At 61.3% G+C, this 17,646-nt stretch carries 16 protein-coding genes; 3 read left to right on the forward strand and 13 right to left on the reverse strand.

The genetic code is table 11. From position 1 onward, the window contains the following. Positions 1-3 precede the first annotated feature (3 nt). The 12 genes from AA098_RS20185 to acs all read right to left on the reverse strand — a co-directional run bounded on the left by AA098_RS20185 (position 4) and on the right by acs (position 13,830). Positions 4-294 carry a topoisomerase II gene (locus AA098_RS20185; RefSeq protein WP_003254508.1) on the reverse strand — a complete coding sequence of 97 codons (291 nt, stop codon included), beginning with the start codon at positions 292-294 and terminating at the stop codon, positions 4-6. A 14-nt stretch (positions 295-308) separates the two neighbouring features. Further along, positions 309-1,658, reverse strand: coding sequence for an N-succinylarginine dihydrolase (gene astB / locus AA098_RS20190; protein ID WP_003254510.1), 1,350 nt, complete (start codon positions 1,656-1,658; stop codon positions 309-311). A gap of 23 nt (positions 1,659-1,681) precedes the next feature. After that, positions 1,682-3,145, reverse strand: a complete 1,464-nt coding sequence (gene astD, locus AA098_RS20195; RefSeq protein ID WP_003254512.1) for a succinylglutamate-semialdehyde dehydrogenase — start codon at positions 3,143-3,145, stop codon at positions 1,682-1,684. Then, positions 3,146-4,174 carry an arginine N-succinyltransferase gene (gene astA, locus AA098_RS20200; protein ID WP_003254513.1) on the reverse strand — a complete coding sequence of 343 codons (1,029 nt, stop codon included), beginning with the start codon at positions 4,172-4,174 and terminating at the stop codon, positions 3,146-3,148. A 78-nt stretch (positions 4,175-4,252) separates the two neighbouring features. Then, positions 4,253-5,272 (reverse strand): arginine/ornithine succinyltransferase subunit alpha, encoded by a 1,020-nt coding sequence (aruF, locus tag AA098_RS20205; protein WP_003254515.1) that lies wholly within the window; start codon positions 5,270-5,272, stop codon positions 4,253-4,255. Positions 5,273-5,419: 147 nt separating this feature from the next. Then, the gene (locus AA098_RS20210; protein ID WP_003254516.1) at positions 5,420-6,640 is read right to left on the reverse strand and encodes an aspartate aminotransferase family protein; all 1,221 of its coding nucleotides are present in this window, start codon (positions 6,638-6,640) and stop codon (positions 5,420-5,422) included. Positions 6,641-7,207: 567 nt separating this feature from the next. Next, positions 7,208-8,188, reverse strand: a complete 981-nt coding sequence (gene argR, locus AA098_RS20215; RefSeq protein ID WP_004576734.1) for a transcriptional regulator ArgR — start codon at positions 8,186-8,188, stop codon at positions 7,208-7,210. A 98-nt stretch (positions 8,189-8,286) separates the two neighbouring features. Further along, positions 8,287-9,051, reverse strand: coding sequence for an ABC transporter ATP-binding protein (locus AA098_RS20220; protein ID WP_003254518.1), 765 nt, complete (start codon positions 9,049-9,051; stop codon positions 8,287-8,289). Between the two features lie 22 nt (positions 9,052-9,073). Next, positions 9,074-9,772, reverse strand: a complete 699-nt coding sequence (locus tag AA098_RS20225; protein ID WP_003254520.1) for an ABC transporter permease — start codon at positions 9,770-9,772, stop codon at positions 9,074-9,076. Beyond that, the gene (locus AA098_RS20230; RefSeq protein ID WP_003254523.1) at positions 9,769-10,458 is read right to left on the reverse strand and encodes an ABC transporter permease; all 690 of its coding nucleotides are present in this window, start codon (positions 10,456-10,458) and stop codon (positions 9,769-9,771) included. Before AA098_RS20230 ends, AA098_RS20225 begins: the two co-directional genes overlap by 4 nt. An 88-nt stretch (positions 10,459-10,546) precedes the next feature. Further along, the gene (locus AA098_RS20235) at positions 10,547-11,332 is read right to left on the reverse strand and encodes an ABC transporter substrate-binding protein (protein WP_003254524.1); all 786 of its coding nucleotides are present in this window, start codon (positions 11,330-11,332) and stop codon (positions 10,547-10,549) included. A 536-nt stretch (positions 11,333-11,868) separates the two neighbouring features. Then, positions 11,869-13,830 carry an acetate--CoA ligase gene (gene acs / locus AA098_RS20240; RefSeq protein WP_003254525.1) on the reverse strand — a complete coding sequence of 654 codons (1,962 nt, stop codon included), beginning with the start codon at positions 13,828-13,830 and terminating at the stop codon, positions 11,869-11,871. 397 nt (positions 13,831-14,227) lie between these two features. Here acs and AA098_RS20245 point away from each other — a divergent pair, with 397 nt between their 5' ends. After that, on the forward strand, positions 14,228-14,482 hold the full coding sequence (locus tag AA098_RS20245; protein WP_003254526.1) for a DUF2790 domain-containing protein: 255 nt from the start codon (positions 14,228-14,230) through the stop codon (positions 14,480-14,482). A gap of 153 nt (positions 14,483-14,635) precedes the next feature. Here AA098_RS20245 and AA098_RS20250 read toward each other — a convergent pair whose 3' ends face one another. Then, positions 14,636-16,195 carry a sigma-54-dependent phenylalanine hydroxylase transcriptional regulator PhhR gene (locus AA098_RS20250; protein ID WP_003254527.1) on the reverse strand — a complete coding sequence of 520 codons (1,560 nt, stop codon included), beginning with the start codon at positions 16,193-16,195 and terminating at the stop codon, positions 14,636-14,638. Between the two features lie 257 nt (positions 16,196-16,452). Between AA098_RS20250 and phhA the strand changes: the two genes are divergently transcribed. Next, positions 16,453-17,241, forward strand: a complete 789-nt coding sequence (gene phhA / locus AA098_RS20255; RefSeq protein ID WP_003254528.1) for a phenylalanine 4-monooxygenase — start codon at positions 16,453-16,455, stop codon at positions 17,239-17,241. Between the two features lie 39 nt (positions 17,242-17,280). Next, positions 17,281-17,637, forward strand: coding sequence for a 4a-hydroxytetrahydrobiopterin dehydratase (locus AA098_RS20260; protein WP_003254532.1), 357 nt, complete (start codon positions 17,281-17,283; stop codon positions 17,635-17,637). The last annotated feature ends 9 nt before the right edge of the window (positions 17,638-17,646 follow it).

A 17,646-nucleotide genomic window follows, 5' to 3' on the forward strand; every position in this document is an offset into this window, starting at 1 on the left:
TCCTTAGTGGTGGTGACCGCAGTCAGGGCCATGAACGTGATCGTCGTCTTCGCCAAGTTCTGCCGGTTCCATTTCCAGCTGCAGGCTGACCAGATTGGTGGCCATCGGGCGCAGCAGCAAGTTGGCATACTCGGTGTCGTCTTCCTCGACATCCACGCCGATCAGCAACTGGCCACGGCCATCCTGCTGAATCCACACTTCCTTGCCTTGCCAGACCACAGCAAAGCGGGTGCAGGAAGTTTCCAGCTGGGTGCCGTCTTCATCTTCAAGGATCAGGCGCAAGGCGTCGGTCATTACAGAGTCTCTCTTCAAGGTTGGCGTTGGAACGGATACACCGAGCCCAACTTCAGGATCTGGGTCAATTCGTCCAGTGCCGTACGGCATTCCACCAGCAGTTGCGGGTCAGCCAGGTCTGCTTCGCCAAGGCGATCGCGGTAGTGCCTGTCGACCCACTGCAGCAGCGTGTCATACAGCGGGGCCGTCATGATAACGCCTTGGTTGACGGCTGCCAGTTCCGCTTCTTTCAAAGCCACGCGCAAACGCAGGCAGGCCGGGCCGCCGCCGTTTTGCATGCTTTGCTTGAGGTCGAATACCTTGACCTCCTTCACCGGGCCTCCCTGGCTGGTCAGCTGGCCCAGATAGGCCCAGACCCGCTCGTTGTTGCGGCACTCTTCCGGCACGACCAACACCATGGAACCATCGTCGCGGCTGAGCAGCTGGCTGTTGAACAGGTAGGAACGCACCGCGTCCTCCACCGCCACCGCGGCCCTGGGCACGCAGATGGCCTGGAAGTTGCCACCCTTGCTGGCCAGTTTAGCTCGCAGTTGCCCAAGTACCGCGTCGGTCTCGAGAAACGCGTCCTCGTGGTAGAACAGCACCTCGCCGTTACCCACCGAAATCACATCATTGTGGAACACACCCTGGTCGATCACCGCCGGGTTCTGTTGAGCGTAGACCACACCGTCATCGCTCAGGCCGTGCAGCCGGGCCACAGCTTGCGAGGCCTCCAGGGTTTGTCGGGCCGGGTACTTCTGTGGCGCGGGGTAACGGCTGTCGAAGGCACTGCGGCCGTAGACAAAAAATTCCACGCCAGCCTCGCCATAGGCGCGGCAGAAGCGCGTGTGGTTGGCCGCGCCCTCGTCACCGAACTGTGCCACGGCAGGCAGCGCAGCGTGGTGGGCAAAGTGTTTCTCGTTGTTGAACATGGCGCCCAGCACGCGGCTGGTGGTCGGGTGTTCGATGCTGCGGTGATATTTGCAGTTGAGGTTGGCGGCAGTGAAGTGCACGCGACCGTCAGCAGTGTCGGCACTCGGGCTGACTGTCGCGGCGTTGGCCACCCACATGCTCGAGGCCGAGCAACTGGCCACCAGCAACGGCATGGCCTCGCGGGCGGCGCGCTGGATAACGTCGGCATCGCTACCACTGAACCCCAGGCGGCGCAGCGCCGCCACGTCCGGGCGCTCTTGTGGCGCCAGAACACCCTGCTTGAAGCCCATGTCGGCCAGCGCTTTCATCTTCGCCAGGCCCTGGCGCGCGGCCTCACGCGGGTTAGACGCCTGCTGGCTGTTGCTCTGCGAAGCCACGTTACCGTAAGACAGGCCGCCATAGTTGTGGGTAGGCCCCACCAGGCCATCAAAATTCACTTCATAGGATTTCATCGGCTAGGCTCCGTGACCTGTTGTTATAGGGTGACGCCCGGCGTCAGGGTCGCCGGCAAGGCAAGGCTGGCGGTCTCCAGCGAAGCCACGGGGTAAGCGCAGTAGTCGGCCGCGTAATAGGCGCTGGCGCGATGGTTGCCACTGGCACCCACACCACCGAACGGCGCGCTGCTGGCAGCCCCCGTCAGCTGCTTGTTCCAGTTGACGATGCCAGCGCGACTGCGCAACCAGAAGTACTGGTAGCGGGCCCGCGAATCAGACAGTAAGCCGGCGGCCAGGCCATACTGGGTGTTATTGGCTTCATCGATGGCAGCATCGAAGTCGGCGTAGCGGATCACCTGCAACAGCGGGCCGAAAAACTCTTCATCCGGGCGGTCAGCCACGGCGGTGACATCGACAATGCCCGGGGTCAGCAGTGCGGCATCGGCCTGCGGCTGAGTCATTTCCAGCAGTTTCACGCCACCTTTGGCGGCCAGTTCAACCTGGGCGGCAAGCAGCGCCCGAGCCGCCTGCAGCGAAATCACCGACCCCATGAAAGGCGCCGGCTGTTCATCGAACGCCCCCACCGTGATGGTTTTGCACACTTCGACCAGGCGCGCGATCAGCGCATCACCCCAGGCGCCTTGCGGCACCAGCAGGCGCCGCGCGCAGGTGCAACGCTGGCCGGCGGAAATGAACGCCGACTGGACAATGGTATACACCGCCGCATCGAGGTCCTTGACCTCGTCCACCACCAGCGGGTTGTTACCCCCCATTTCCAGGGCCAGGATCTTGTCTGGGCGGCCTGCGAACTGTTGATGCAGCAGGTTGCCGGTGCGGCTGGAGCCGGTGAAGAACAGGCCATCGATACCTGGGTTGGCGGCCAGCGCCACACCGGTTTCACGTGCGCCCTGCACCAGGTTCAGCACACCCGCCGGCAGGCCGGCAGCAATCCAGCAGTTGACGGTAAGCTCAGCGACCTTGGGGGTGAGCTCGCTGGGCTTGAACACCACGCAGTTGCCTGCCAGCAGCGCCGGCACGATATGGCCATTGGGCAGGTGCCCGGGGAAGTTGTAAGGGCCGAACACCGCCACGACGCCATGAGGCTTGTGCCGCAGAACAGCCGTGGCATCGGCCAGCGGACCACTCTTTTCGCCGGTGCGCTCGCGGTAGCTCTGTACTGAAATCGCCACCTTGTTGATCATACTGGTGACTTCAGTCGCAGATTCCCACAGCGGCTTCCCAGTTTCCTCGCCAATGCACTGGGCCATGGCTTCGGCATGCACTTTCAGCTGCGCGGCAAACTTCTCCAGCACATCGATACGTGCCTCCAGGCTCAATTGCGCCCAGGCCGGAAAGGCCTGCCGCGCGGCCTGCACGGCAGTGTCGACCTGGCTGGCGTCAGCGCCCTGCCCTTGCCAGATCACGGCCTGGGTCACCGGGTTGAGCGACTGCAGGGTTTCACCCTGGCCGGCCTGCCAATTACCTGCGATGTAATGCGTGGTCATTTACTGGGCCTCCCGGCTGGCCGACAGCGGCACCGCGCGGACATTGTCGCCGACGCCCATGCGCAGGCGCTTGGCGGTCAACGGGTCGACCACCAGGGTGCCGGCGGCCAACCGTGCAGGTGCAGCAGTGATGCGGCAATCGTCGCGCTTGCGGTTGTGGATGATGAAAGGGGTCGCGTCATCGCCTGGCGTACCTACCGCCAGCACCAGGGTCTGGCTCTCGCGCACGGCGCGGATCTTGGCAGTGTCACACTCGATGGCCGGGCCGGCATCGAAGATGTCGACGTAGCCCTGGTAGTTGAAGCCTTCCTGCTTGAGCATGGCCAGCGCCGGCTCGGTGTCTTTGTGCACACGGCCGATCACACTGCGCGCCGCTTCGGACAGGAAGCAGGTGTACAGCGGGAACTTGGGCATCAGTTCGGCGATGAACGACTTGTTGCCCACGCCAGTGAGGTAATCGGCCTGGCTGAACTCCATCTTGAAAAAATGCCGGCCCAGGCTTTCCCAGAACGGCGAACGGCCCTGCTCGTCAGACATGCCGCGCATTTCGGCAATGATCTTCTTGCCGAACAGCTCGGGGAACTCGGCAATGAACAGCATGCGCGCACGCGACAGCAGGCGGCCATTGAGGCCCGAGCGGTAGTCGCTACGCAGGAACAGCGAGCACAGCTCGGAGTTGCCGGTCAGGTCGTTGGCCAGGAACAGCGTCGGGATTTCGCGGTAGATCTTCAGCTCCTGCGAGGCGCTGACAGTCAGGCCGACCCGGTAGTTGTACCAAGGCTCACGCAGGCCGACGGCGCCGGCGATGGCACTGATGCCCACCACCAGACCTTCGTCGTTTTCCAGCACGAACAGGTAATCGGTGTCGCCACGCTCGGCTTCGCCACGAAAGCTTTTTTCCGCCCAACCAACGCGATGCCCCAGGCGCTCTTCGTTGGCCGGCAGCGTGGTCAGCCCGGTGGTGCCGGTGCTGCGTGCCAATTCGATCAACGCAGGCAAATCGCTGCTGCGTACAGGACGAACGATCATGCTATCTCCTTGTGCGGCGGCATCGGCCGGCGCGAAACTCTGCTAACGCATCAATCCCGAAACGTCTGTTGCCAGACCTCAAACCGCGACCAGGCGCACGCTGGCGCCCTCGCCCACGCCCAGCGCGTCGGCTGCTGCCACGCTCAGGCTGACCGGCTTGCCAGGCACCCAGTCCAGGTCCAGCAACACCGCGCGGTAGTCCTGCAACAGGCCGTTGCACACCAGGTACGGGCGACCGCCTTTGGCCGGGGCCTCTTCGATCTTCACCGGCACCACCCGGCTCTGGGCGATCGAGCGGATGCCAGAGGTGCGCGCATGCAGGGTCGGGCCGCCGTCGAAGATGTCGATGTAGTGCTCGGTCTCGAAGCCTTCGCGCATGAGTATGTCGAAGGTGATCTGCGCTCGCGGATGTACCTGGCCCATGGCTTCCTGCGCCAGGTCTGGCAACAACGGCACGTAGATCGGGTAGTGGGGCATCAGCTCGGCGAGAAAGGTACGGCTCTTCAGGCCGCACAGGCGCTCGGCGTCGGCATAGTTGAGGTCGAAGAAGTTGCGGCCGATGGCATCCCAGAACGGCGATTCACCCTGATCGTCGCTGAAGCCGACGATTTCGGTCACCACCGAATCGGCAAAGCGCTCCGGGTGCGCAGCCATGAACAGCAGTCGGCCGCGCGAGTTGAGCTCGGCCCAGCCACTGTTCACCAACTCCGGCGCCACATAGAAACTGGTCAGCAGGCTGTTGCCGGTCAGATCGTGGCACAGCGACAGCACATGGATCTTGTTGTGTATCTTCAGCTCGCGTGAGGCGTGCACGAATGTTTCGTTACGAAAACTGTAGAACGGCTCGGAGTACCCGGCCGAAGCGACGATGGCCGAGCAGCCGGCCAACTTGCCTGTTTCACTGTCTTCGAGCACGAAAAAGTAACTCTCTTCACCGTTGAAGCTGACCTCGGCGGCGAAGGATGTCTCAGAGGCGGCAATCTTGTCGCCCAGACGAGCAGTGTCGTCCGGCAGCGAGGTGACACCAATGGGGCTGTCTGCAGCCATGCGCTGCACGTCGTTCAGATCAGCCATTTGCGCGGGGCGCATCACCAGCATGGTGTCACTCCTTTGGAATACGGGCCATTCACGTCGGCACGGAAAAACGGCAGGCACCCAGGCACCTGCACTGGAATCGGGTATCGCCGGCCCGGCGTAGCCTCGGGTTGAGGCTGCGCCGGGACCGGCGAAAGGACCGCTGGCAAATCAGCCTTTGGTCAGTGTGGCCACAGCGCGTTCGAAGCGGTCCAGGCCTTCGTCGATGTCGGCGTCTTCAACCACCAGGCTTGGCGCGAAGCGGACCACGTCCGGGCCGGCCTGCAGCACCATCACGCCTTCTTTCTCGGCAGCATTGAGCACGTCCTTGGCCTTGCCTTGCCAGGCCTCGGTCAAGACACAGCCCAGCAGCAAGCCAACGCCACGCACCTGGCTGAACAGGTTGTACTGCTGGCCGATCTGTTCCAGGCGGGTTTTGAAGCGCTCGTGCTTAGCCTTGATACCGGCCAGGGTTTCCGGAGTATTGACCACATCCAGCACCGCGCAGGCAACGGCGCAGCCCAGCGGGTTGCCGCCATAGGTGGTGCCGTGGGTGCCAACGGCCAGGTGCTTGGCCAGCTCGGTGGTGGTCAGCATGGCGCCAATCGGGAAGCCGCCGCCCAGGCTCTTGGCACTGGTCAGAATGTCCGGGGTCACGCCGTAGTGCTGGTAGGCATACAGCGAGCCGGTACGGCCCACGCCAGTCTGCACTTCGTCGAAGATCAGCAGCGCATTGTGCTCGTCACACAGCTTGCGCGCGCCTTCCAGGTAGGCCTTGTCGGCCGGCACCACGCCGCTCTCGCCCTGGATCGGCTCGATCACCACGGCGCAGGTCTTGTCGGAAATCTGTGCCTTCAACGCTTCCAGGTCGTTGTACGGCACATGGCTGATACCGGTGATCTTCGGGCCAAAGCCATCGGAGTACTTCGGCTGGCCACCCACGCTGACGGTAAACAGGGTGCGACCGTGGAAGCTGTTCACGGTGGCGATGATTTCGTGCTTTTGCGGACCGAAGCGGTCATGAGCCACACGACGGGCCAGCTTGAAAGCGGCCTCGTTGGACTCGGCGCCGGAGTTGCAGAAGAACGCGCGGTCGGCAAAGGTGGCGTCCACCAGCTTGTGGGCCAGGCGCAGGGCCGGCTCGTTGGTGAACACGTTGGAGACGTGCCAGAGGGTGTTGGCCTGTTCAGTCAGGGCCTTGACCAGTGCCGGGTGGCAGTGGCCCAGGGCATTGACCGCGATGCCGCCGGCAAAGTCGATCAACTCGCGACCCGACTGGTCCCAGACGCGGGAACCCTCGCCTCGCACAGGAATGAAGGCCGCCGGAGAATAGTTGGGGACCATCACCTGGTCGAAATCGGCACGTTGCACCGGGGCTTGCTCAACGGACATCTGAGTCTCCTGAAGAGGAACGCTGGCCTGGAAGTGGCTAGCGATGGGGGGATTGTAAGGACTGATCCGCGCCTGTCCTTGCGGCCAAGCGACAACTTGTTACAGCGCAAAACCCAGTTTTGACAAGGCTTTCGGCAATGCGACAAACACTGTCGCAATCGCGCAGTGTACGGGAGAGAGGGGGCTGGGTGAACGGGTGTTCACACAGGTTTGTGAGGGGGCGGGATGTACGGGTGTTCACACAGGATTGTGAGGGGGGGGCAGGATGTACGGCGATGTTAATGTGTTGACGGGGAGATCGAGCGCCGCACGCGCGGCGCTTCGCGGGTAAACCCGCTCCTACGTTTGTTTCGGGCCAGTCCCTCCTGTGCCTGGCGCGCGCGACCGCCTTGTTTGTTCGACGGGATATCGAGGTGTGCGCCAAGGCGTTCGCGCGCAAATGCCACAGGCATAACTGGCCCGAAACAAACGTAGGAGCGGGTTTACCCGCGAAGCGCCGCGTGGGCGGCGCTCGATTTGCGCCCCAACACCAACCCCAAGGCATACACCCCGAACCCAACCGAAATCTCAGCCCTTTTCAGCCGGCGCCGAGCTCAATTCGAACGGGCTGCTGCTGCGACGCTGGTTCCGGTCTTCCCGCGGCGTTGCACCAAAGAAGTTACGGTAGGCACTGGAAAAATGCGGCCCCGAGGAGAAGCCACAGGACAGCCCGATCTGGATGATCGACTTGCTGGTCTGCATCAGCATCTGCCGCGCCTTGTTCAACCGCAACTCCAGGTAGTACTGGCTGGGCACACGGTTCAGGTACTGCTTGAAGATACGCTCCAACTGCCGACGTGACACGCACACATGCTGGGCGATTTCGTCGGTGGTCAGCGGCTCTTCGATGTTGGCTTCCATCAGCAACACGGCCTGAGTCAGCTTGGGGTGACTCGAGCCCAGGCGGTTCTGCAGCGGAATACGCTGGCGCTCGCCACCCTCGCGGATGCGTTCTACCACCAGCTCTTCCGATACCGCCCCGGCCAGCTCCGCCCCGTGATCGCGCGCCAGCACCGCCAGCAGCAGGTCGGTCACGGCCATACCGCCGCAGGCGGTCAGTCGGTCGCGATCCCAGTCGAACAGGTGGCTGGTGGCAATCACCTTGGGGAAGCGTTCGGCAAAGTCATCCTGCCAGCGCCAGTGCACGGCTGCCCGGTACCCATCGAGCAGGCCCAGCATGGCCAGCGGATACACACCGGCCGACAAGCCACCGATCAGGCAACCACTGCGCGCCAGTTGCTTGAGCGCCGCTGAAAAGGCAGCCCCCATCGCCGCAGGCGGCTCGTCGGCCAGCAGAAAGAGCTTGTGGCAGCCCTCCAGGCGGCCGGTCCACGGCTCGCCCGGCAGCCGCCAGGCGCCTTCCTGCGCAGGCTCGGCCTGCAGGAAGACCAACTCGTAGACCACATCCGGATGCACACGCTGCGCCACCAGCAACACTTCCTCGGCCAACGCCAGGGTCAAAGGCCTGGTGCTGGGCCAGATGAGAAAACCGATTCGCTGGGTGGTCATAGGGTACGGTCCGAAACCTGAGGTCGTTCGAGTCTGTGCGCCGGGTCAGGCTGCGCTCGCCGCGCAGCATGCCCTATTCTGGTGCAAAAATGCAGCTTTTACTTCAGGCTGCCGGAGAGGAACTGCTGCAGGCGCTCCGACTGCGGATTGGCCAGCACTTCACGCGGGCAGCCGGTTTCTTCCACCAGGCCTTTGTGCAGAAACACCAGCTGGTTGGACACCTCGCGGGCAAAGCCCATTTCGTGGGTCACCACCACCATGGTCCGACCTTCCTGGGCCAGCGCCTGCATCACCTTCAGCACATCACCCACCAGCTCAGGGTCGAGCGCCGAGGTCGGCTCGTCGAACAGCATGACCTCCGGCTCCATGGCCAATGCCCGGGCAATTGCCACACGTTGTTGCTCACCCCCCGACATATGCCCGGGGAAGGCATCCTTGCGATGGGCAACCCCCACCTTGGCCAGGTAGTGCTCGGCCTTTTCCAGGGCTTCCTTCTTGTTCACGCCCAGCACGTGCACTGGCGCTTCGATGATGTTCTCAAGCGCTGTCATGTGCGACCACAGGTTGAAGTGCTGGAACACCATCGACAGGCGTGAGCGCATACGCTGCAATTGACGCGGGTCGGCGGCCTTCAACGCACCATCCTTGCCGGCCACCAGCTTCAGCTCTTCGTTGTTGAGCAGGATCTTGCCGGCGTGCGGCTGCTCCAGCAGGTTGATGCAGCGCAGGAAGGTCGACTTGCCCGAACCGCTGGAGCCGATGATGCTGATGACGTCGCCGGCCTTGGCCGCCAGTGACACGCCCTTGAGCACTTCGTGGCTGCCGTAGCGCTTGTGCAGGTCTTGGACTTCGAGTTTGTACATGCTGTCGATTCTCACAAAGCGGTCAGTGCTTGCGCGGCGCCAGGTAGCCGAGCCAGCGGCGTTCGGCCATCTTGAACAGGCGCACCAGGATGAAGGTCAGGCACAGGTAGAACACGCCCGCCGTGATATAGGCCTCGAAAGGCAGGTAGTACTGGGCATTGACCGTGCGCGCAGCACCGGTGATGTCGATCAGGGTGACGATCGACGCCAGGCTGGTGGTCTGCAGCATCATGATCACTTCATTGCTGTACTGCGGCAGTGCCCGACGCAGTGCCGAAGGCAGCAGGATGCGGCGGTACATTTTCATGCGCGACATCCCCATGGCCTTGGCAGCTTCGATCTCGCCATGCGGCGTCGCCTTGAGGCTGCCGGCAATGATTTCGGCCGTGTAGGCACTGGTATTGATGCCGAACGCCAGGCAGGCGCAGAAGGTGGCGCTGGACAGCAGCGGCCAGAAGATACTCTCGCGCACCGCCTCGAACTGGGCCAGGCCGTAGTAGATCAGGAACAGCTGCACCAGCATCGGCGTGCCACGGATGACGTAGGTGTACAGCCATGCAGCAAGGTTGACCACCGGCTGCCTGGATACCCGCATCAGGCCCAGCGGAATGGCTGCCAACAGGCCGAAGAAAAGCGAAATCGCCAGCAGTTTCAGGGTGGTCAGCAAACCGCCGAAGTACATCGGCAGCGCTTCCCAGACGACGTTGTAGTCGAAGATCATAGTTCAGCCACCTTGACGCCCACCGAGTAGCGGCGCTCCAGATACTTCAGGGCCAGCAGCGAAACACTGGTCAGCACCAGGTACAGCGCCGCCACTGCCAGGAAGAAGGTGAAGGGTTCGCGGGTGGCGTCAGCCGCCTGCTTGGCCTTGAACATCATGTCCTGCAGGCCGACGACCGAAATCAGCGCAGTGGCCTTGGTCAGCACCAGCCAGTTGTTGGTGAAGCCCGGAATGGCCAGGCGAATCATTTGCGGCACCTGGATGCGGAAGAACACTTGGCGAGGGCTCATGCCATACGCCACGCCCGCCTCGGCCTGGCCTTTGGGAATGCCCAGGAAGGCACCGCGGAAGGTTTCCGAGAGGTAGGCGCCAAAGATGAAGCCCAGGGTACCGATACCCGCAATCAGCGGATTCAGATCGATATAGTCTTCATAGCCGAGCAGCGGCGCCACCCGGTTGATGATGTCTTGCCCGCCGTAGAAGATCAGCAGGATCAGGACCAGGTCCGGAATACCACGGATCACCGTGGAATACAGATCGCCCAGCCAGGCCAGCCAGCGCACTGGCGACAAACGCAGCGCCACACCGATCAGGCCGAGCACGATGGCCAGGGCCATCGACGACAGGGCGAGCTGTAGCGTCAGCCACGCCCCGTCGAGGATGACTGCCCCGTAGCCTTTCAACATGATGAGGTCCTCGACCTAGAGAATGAAAAATGGTGCAAACCTCAGAGCCTCTGCTGTTTGCACCATTGCACAGGTGAAACCCGACGTCTTACTTCGAGTCTGGACCGTAGATGTCGAAATTGAAGTACTTGCTTTCGATTTCTTTGTACTTGCCGTTGGCACGGATGGCGTCGATCGCCGCGTTGATGCGGTCGACATTGGCCTTGTCACCCTTGCGTACGGCAATACCGATACCGTCACCGAAGTACTTGGCGTCGGTGAAGGCCGGGCCTACGAACGCGAAGCCCTTGCCGGCGTCAGTCTTGAGGAAGCCGTCTTCCAGCAGGGTGGCATCAGCCACGGTGCCGTCGAGGCGGCCAGCTGCGACGTCCAGGTAGATTTCGTTCTGGGTGCCGTAAGGCACCACGGTGGCACCTTTGGCGCCCAGCACTTCCTTGGCGAAGCGGTCGTGAATGGAGCCGCGCTGCACACCGATCTTCTTGCCTTTCAGTTCGTCCAGGCTGTCGCTGACGGTGGTGCCGTCCTTCATGACCAGGCGCGCCGGAGTCAGGTAGTAGCGCTTGGTGAAGTCGACCGACTTCTTGCGGTCATCGGTGATCGACATGGACGACAGGATGGCGTCGATCTTGCGCACTTTCAGCGCCGGGATCAGGCCGTCGAACTCCTGCTCGACCCAGGTACACTTGGTTTTCATCTCTTCGCACAGCGCGTTGCCGATATCGTAGTCAAAGCCGGCAATGCTGCCGTCAGGTTGCTTGAAGGCGAAGGGTGGGTAGGCCGCTTCGATGCCGATTTTCAGCGGTTTTTCAGCAGCCTGCGACACCAGGGAAAACACAGACAGCGCCAGGGCGCCAAGCAGTGCGAGCTTCTTCATCAGGTAACTCCATCGGTACGGGGCAATACAAGGCAGGTAACGGCTGCCCGATATGCGAATGAGTACAACGCGAGCCGCGCAGGGTTCGACCAAGGCCGCATACCACGAGCGAGTGAGTGGCATTTTAACGACAGCCCGGTAGTCGATATTTCTTCAAAGCGACAACTACTTATAGAAGCGCTTGAAACCGCCGCGGGCGATGTTGACAGCCAGTGCAGAATATGCAATGGCGCAAGAAATAGAACCTATAGACCTAGCAATTCCTGGGCCTATTATTGGCAAACCCTTGTACGACGGCAAGTGCAGCGTGCCTTGATGCACAAAATGCTGACCCCGATGCACCGAAACGGGCCGGAATTGTTTCCTGGCGCCCCGAACCTGTGCGGGGCCGGTGACAGAACAGTAACCGATGATTGTCGGGTAACAATGCAAGAGCGGGCTTGCCCGCGAATGCATGAGGTCAGGAGACAGCTTAGCCTGAACTGACGCATTCGCGGGCAAGCCCGCTCCTACAGGGGGTATTGCCGGGGAGGGAATTAGGCCGAAGCCAGGTTCATCGCCTTGTGGGTATCGATCAGGTGCTGCACCACACCTGGGTCGGCCAAGGTCGAGATATCGCCCAGGGCGTCGTATTCACCGGTGGCAATCTTGCGCAGGATGCGGCGCATGATCTTGCCCGAGCGGGTCTTCGGCAGCCCAGGCGCCCACTGGATCACATCCGGCGAGGCAATCGGACCAATCTCCTTGCGTACCCAGTTCTTCAGCTCCAGGCGCAATTGCTCGCTGGCCTCGATGCCGGCATTGAGGGTGACATACACATAAATACCCTGCCCTTTGATGTCATGCGGCACGCCAACCACTGCGGCCTCGGCAACCTTCGAATGCGCAACCATGGCGCTTTCGATCTCGGCAGTACCCATGCGGTGGCCGGACACGTTGAGCACGTCATCCACACGGCCGGTGATCCAGTAGTAGCCGTCCTCGTCGCGGCGCGCACCGTCGCCGGTGAAGTACATGCCACGGAAGGTCTTGAAGTAGGTGTCGACGAAGCGGTCATGGTCGCCGTACAGCGAACGCGACTGACCCGGCCAGGAATCGAGGATTACCAGGTTGCCTTCGGCAGCACCGTCGATCAGGTTGCCCAGGTTATCGACCAGGGCAGGCACCACACCGAAGAACGGACGGGTTGCCGAACCCGGCTTGAGGCCGGTGGCGCCAGGCAGCGGGCTGATCAGGATGCCGCCGGTCTCGGTCTGCCACCAGGTGTCGACGATCGGGCAACGCTCCTTGCCGACGGTCTTGTAATACCAGTTCCAGGCCTCAGGATTGATTGGCTCACCCACCGACCCCAGCAGACGCAGGCTGGAACCGTCGGCGCCCTCAACAGCTGCCTGCCCTTCGGCCATCATGGCGCGAATGGCAGTTGGCGCTGTGTAGAGGATGTTGACCTTGTGCTTGTCGACGATCTTCGATACGCGGGTAATGTCCGGGTAGTTCGGTACGCCTTCGAACAGCAAGGTGGTGGCGCCGTTGGCCAGCGGACCGTAGACGATATAGCTGTGGCCTGTGACCCAACCGACGTCGGCGGTGCACCAGTACACCTCGCCCGGACGGTAATCGAACACGCGTTCATGGGTCAGCGCGGCGTAAACCAGGTAACCGCCTGTGGTGTGCAGCACACCCTTCGGCTTGCCGGTGGAGCCGGAGGTATAAAGGATGAACAGCGCCTCTTCAGCGCCCATTTCTTTGGGTGCGCAGTGGCTGGAGGCGACTTTCATCAGGTCTTCGTACCAGATGTCGCGGTGCTGGTGCCAGGCAATGTCGCCACCGGTGCGCTTGCACACGATGATTTTCTGCACGCTGCTGGTTTCAGGGTTGGTCAGCGCCAGGTCGACGTTGGCCTTGAGCGGTGTGCGGCGGCCACCACGCACGCCTTCGTCGGCCGTGATCACCACCTTGGACTTGCAGTCGATGATACGGCCAGCCAGCGCCTCGGGCGAGAAGCCGCCGAACACCACCGAGTGAATCGCACCAATGCGTGCACAGGCCAGCATGGCGACCACCGCTTCGGGGATCATCGGCATATAGATGGTGACCACGTCACCGCGGTGCACATCCTGGCCACGCAGGGCGTTGGCGAACTTGCAGACCTGCTCGTGCAACTCGCGGTAAGTGATGTTGCGGTGCTCGGAAGGGTCGTCACCTTCCCAGATGATGGCCAACTGGTCACCGCGCTCTTCAAGGTGGCGGTCCAGGCAGTTGGAGGAAACGTTCAGAGTGCCGTCGGCGAACCATTTGATATCGACATGGTGGTCGTCGAAGGAGGTCTGCTTGACCTTGGTGAACGGCTTGATCCAGTCGATACGCTGGGCCTGCTCGCGCCAGAAGCCGTCCGGGTTGATCACCGATTGCTGGTACATGGCCTTGTAGGTGGCCTCGTCGGTCAGGGTAGTGGCCGCAACCTCGGGACGAACGGGATACAGTGGAGCCGCACTCATCTGTGTTACCTCGGTGTAATAGTTGTTTTTGTATGGAACCGTTTGTAACTGTACCAGAGCGACAAAAGCCATTCGACGTTGGTAGTAATTTGGTACACCCGTTCCGGCAAAACGCTCTGGCGCGGGCATTACAGCCTTGCCGACGAAAAAACGAGGGGTTTGCCACAGGATTGTTACAGATTCTGTCAAAACACTTTATCAAAACACCCACTGTTTCAGCATTGGCCACCGCCATAAAATTCACCTCGCCAGCAACGGCAAGGCGATTAACAACTGGTAACAGCCCCCACGAAGGCAAACGTTAATCCCCCTCTAATCCCGATAGTTAACACTCGCTGTACTCGCGGCGCCATAAGCGCCGCGTGCCCCCTCACGACCTTAGACAGGTAAATAGAAAATGAAAGCTTTACTGGTATTGGTACTTGGCAGTCTTTGCGGCGCGGCAATGGCCGGCGAAGCCAAAGATGCCGAGCAGATTCCGGTTGAACAGTACAGTTACTCGCAGCACCTGGACATTGCTCGCGTCATTTCCATGAGCGAAGTGCCCAATGTGTGCGAAGTCGTGCCCGCCCGCATGACCTACGAGGACTCCCAGGGCCAGAAGCACATTCTCGAATACCGCGTGATGGGGAACGGCTGCTCTAACGGCTGATACCTTGGAATCGGGGGCCCTGCGGGCCCCTTCGCGGGTGAACCCGCTCCTACGGGTACCTCGCACACCATGAATGCGGCGCGGTACCTGTAGGAGCGGGTTCACCCGCGAAGCATTCACCACCTGATTAACAGGCTATTAACTTACAGCCATTTAATCAGTCGATTTGCCCAACGAATAATCCCTCAACTTGTTGGCAATCGTGGTATGCGAAACACCCAGTCTTTTGCCCAAGGCCCGACTACTGGGAAACTCACCTATCAAACTTTCCAGCACCGCCTTTTCAAAGCGCCCTACTATCTGCGAAAGATCCCCTTCCAGCGAAAACTCACCCAACGGTTGCCGCACGCCATAATCCGGCAAGCGGATATGCTCGCTTTTAACCACGCCGCCGTCACATAACGAAACCGCCTGGAACAAAACGTTTTCCAACTGCCTTACATTACCTGGCCAGTGGTACTGCCCAAGTTTGTCCATTGCCGCCGGTGCCAGGCGCGGCATGGCGCAGCCAATCTGTCGACTGGCCTGATCGAGAAAATGCTGCACCAACCCCTCCAGACCATCCATGCATTCGCGCAAAGGCGGAATGTGCAGCGACAGTACATTGAGCCGGTGATACAGGTCCTGGCGAAACTCGCCACGGGCACACAACTCGGACAAATCCACCTGGGTTGCACAAATCACCCGCACATCCAGGTAGACCTCTTCATCGCTACCTACCCGACGGAAGCAGCCGTCCTGCAGAAAGCGCAGCAGCTTTACCTGCAGGCGCGGGCTCATCTCCCCTACCCCGTCAAGGAACAGCGTGCCGCCTGCAGTCAACTCCAGCAGCCCCAGCTTGCCTTCGGCCCGTGCCCCTTCGAATGCCCCTGGGCCGTAACCGAACAGCTCGGTCTCGGCCATCGACTCGGGCAACCCGGCGCAGTTGAGCGCCATCAGCGGCGACTGTCCACGCGGGCTGGCCAGGTGGCAGGCACGCGCCAGCAACTCCTTGCCGGTACCGGTTTCGCCCTCGATCAGCAACGGTGCATCCAGCGGCGCCATGCGCCGCGCTTCACGCACCACGGCAGCCATCACCCGCGAGCTCTGGAAGATGCTGTCGAAGCCACGCAGCTCTTGCTTGCGCACATTGTAGATACGCTCGCCGATTCGGTCGGCGCGGTGAAGGGTAAGCACCGCGCCGGCCAGCGCCTCGCTGTCATCGTGCTCGGACTGCAGCGGTGCGATATCGGCCAGGAACACATCGCCTTTGACTTTGATGCGCAAGCCGTTGATGCGCGACTTGTTGGCCCGCACCAGCTCCGGTAGATCGAAGTCTTCTACGTAGCGCGCCAGCGGCATGCCCGGCACCTCATCAACCCGCACGCCAAGCAACTGCGCGGCGGCACGGTTGGCCGCAACGATGCTGCCGCCCATGTCGATCGACAGCACCGGGAAGTCCAGCGCCCCCAGCAACGCATTCAGCTCCATGTGCCGGCGTTCGCTGGGCATCAGGCCCACACGCTTTACGCCGAACACCCCGGCAATCGCCTCGAACTTCGGCCGCAGGGCCTGAAATTGCAGGTTGATCAGGTTCGGGCAGTGCAGGTAGATGGCGTTGCCATGGTCACCGCCAACCTCACCGCGCAGCACGTTGATGCCGTACTCCACCAGCAGGTTGAGGATGTCGCGCAGGATGCCAATGCGGTTCTGGCAATGGACTTTGATACGCATGAGGGCTCTCGAAGCGCTGATGTTTTTCAACACCGCGCGGAAAAGTCGTAAAGATAAGCTGACAAAAACCGGGTTTCTATCAACCAGATGCCTCGAATTTTCCGACACTTGCCGAGCTTTGTAAAATTATCGTTACGAAAACCCACGTCAGCACCCTTCGCGGCCGAGGCCCACCCCCGTGCAAAACCGCTGGCGAAGGGATATTCCTTTAGGCATGTCCTGCACATAACAAGAAAAGCCCTCACCAGGAGAGCCTCATGAAACAGACGCAATACGTGGCACGCGAGCCCGATGCGCATGGTTTTATCGATTACCCGCAGCAAGAGCATGCGGTGTGGAACACCCTGATCACCCGCCAGCTGAAAGTGATCGAAGGCCGTGCGTGCCAGGAATACCTGGACGGCATCGACCAGCTGAAATTGCCGCATGACCGCATTCCGCAATTGGGCGAGATCAACAAGGTGCTGGGTGCCACCACCGGCTGGCAGGTTGCCCGGGTACCGGCGCTGATCCCCTTCCAGACCTTCTTCGAATTGCTGGCCAGCAAGCGCTTTCCGGTCGCCACTTTCATCCGCACCCCGGAAGAGCTGGACTACCTGCAAGAGCCGGACATCTTCCACGAGATCTTCGGCCACTGCCCGCTGCTGACCAATCCCTGGTTCGCCGAGTTCACCCACACCTACGGCAAGCTCGGCCTCGCCGCGACCAAGGAACAACGTGTGTACCTGGCGCGCTTGTACTGGATGACCATCGAGTTTGGCCTGATGGAAACCGCGCAAGGCCGCAAAATCTATGGTGGCGGCATCCTCTCGTCGCCGAAAGAGACCGTCTACAGTCTGTCTGACGAGCCTGAGCACCAAGCCTTCGACCCGATCGAGGCCATGCGTACGCCCTACCGCATCGACATTCTGCAACCGGTGTATTTCGTGCTGCCGAACATGAAGCGCCTGTTCGACCTGGCCCACGAGGACATCATGGGCATGGTCCATAAAGCCATGCAGCTGGGTCTGCACGCACCGAAATTTCCACCCAAGGTCGCTGCCTGAGCGACCTTGCCGATAACAACTCGAACCGGAAAACACCTCATGAATGCCTTGAACCAAGCCCATTGCGAAGCCTGCCGCGCCGACGCACCGAAAGTCACCGACGAAGAGCTGGCTGAGCTGATCCGCGAAATCCCGGACTGGAACATCGAAGTACGTGACGGCCACATGGAGCTGGAGCGCGTGTTCCTGTTCAAGAACTTCAAGCACGCCCTGGCGTTCACCAATGCCGTGGGCGAAATCGCCGAGGCCGAAGGCCACCACCCAGGGCTGCTGACTGAATGGGGCAAGGTCACCGTGACCTGGTGGAGCCACTCGATCAAAGGCCTGCACCGCAACGACTTCATCATGTGCGCACGCACTGACAAGGTGGCGGAAACGGCTGAAGGCCGGAAGTAATCACCAGAA

The sequence above is a fragment of the Pseudomonas sp. JY-Q genome (assembly GCF_001655295.1).
Taxonomy (GTDB): Bacteria; Pseudomonadota; Gammaproteobacteria; order Pseudomonadales; family Pseudomonadaceae; genus Aquipseudomonas; species Aquipseudomonas alloputida.

Excerpts from the sequence above, each read along its gene's own strand:
- AA098_RS20185 (WP_003254508.1), bottom strand. The coding sequence starts at position 294 with ATGACCGACGCCTTGCGCCTGATCCTTGAAGATGAAGACGGCACCCAG.
- astB (WP_003254510.1), bottom strand. The coding sequence starts at position 1,658 with ATGAAATCCTATGAAGTGAATTTTGATGGCCTGGTGGGGCCTACCCAC.
- astD (WP_003254512.1), bottom strand. The coding sequence starts at position 3,145 with ATGACCACGCATTACATCGCAGGTAATTGGCAGGCCGGCCAGGGTGAA.
- astA (WP_003254513.1), bottom strand. The coding sequence starts at position 4,174 with ATGATCGTTCGTCCTGTACGCAGCAGCGATTTGCCTGCGTTGATCGAA.
- aruF (WP_003254515.1), bottom strand. The coding sequence starts at position 5,272 with ATGCTGGTGATGCGCCCCGCGCAAATGGCTGATCTGAACGACGTGCAG.
- AA098_RS20210 (WP_003254516.1), bottom strand. The coding sequence starts at position 6,640 with ATGTCCGTTGAGCAAGCCCCGGTGCAACGTGCCGATTTCGACCAGGTG.
- argR (WP_004576734.1), bottom strand. The coding sequence starts at position 8,188 with ATGACCACCCAGCGAATCGGTTTTCTCATCTGGCCCAGCACCAGGCCT.
- AA098_RS20220 (WP_003254518.1), bottom strand. The coding sequence starts at position 9,051 with ATGTACAAACTCGAAGTCCAAGACCTGCACAAGCGCTACGGCAGCCAC.
- AA098_RS20225 (WP_003254520.1), bottom strand. The coding sequence starts at position 9,772 with ATGATCTTCGACTACAACGTCGTCTGGGAAGCGCTGCCGATGTACTTC.
- AA098_RS20230 (WP_003254523.1), bottom strand. The coding sequence starts at position 10,458 with ATGTTGAAAGGCTACGGGGCAGTCATCCTCGACGGGGCGTGGCTGACG.
- AA098_RS20235 (WP_003254524.1), bottom strand. The coding sequence starts at position 11,332 with ATGAAGAAGCTCGCACTGCTTGGCGCCCTGGCGCTGTCTGTGTTTTCC.
- acs (WP_003254525.1), bottom strand. The coding sequence starts at position 13,830 with ATGAGTGCGGCTCCACTGTATCCCGTTCGTCCCGAGGTTGCGGCCACT.
- AA098_RS20245 (WP_003254526.1), top strand. The coding sequence starts at position 14,228 with ATGAAAGCTTTACTGGTATTGGTACTTGGCAGTCTTTGCGGCGCGGCA.
- AA098_RS20250 (WP_003254527.1), bottom strand. The coding sequence starts at position 16,195 with ATGCGTATCAAAGTCCATTGCCAGAACCGCATTGGCATCCTGCGCGAC.
- phhA (WP_003254528.1), top strand. The coding sequence starts at position 16,453 with ATGAAACAGACGCAATACGTGGCACGCGAGCCCGATGCGCATGGTTTT.
- AA098_RS20260 (WP_003254532.1), top strand. The coding sequence starts at position 17,281 with ATGAATGCCTTGAACCAAGCCCATTGCGAAGCCTGCCGCGCCGACGCA.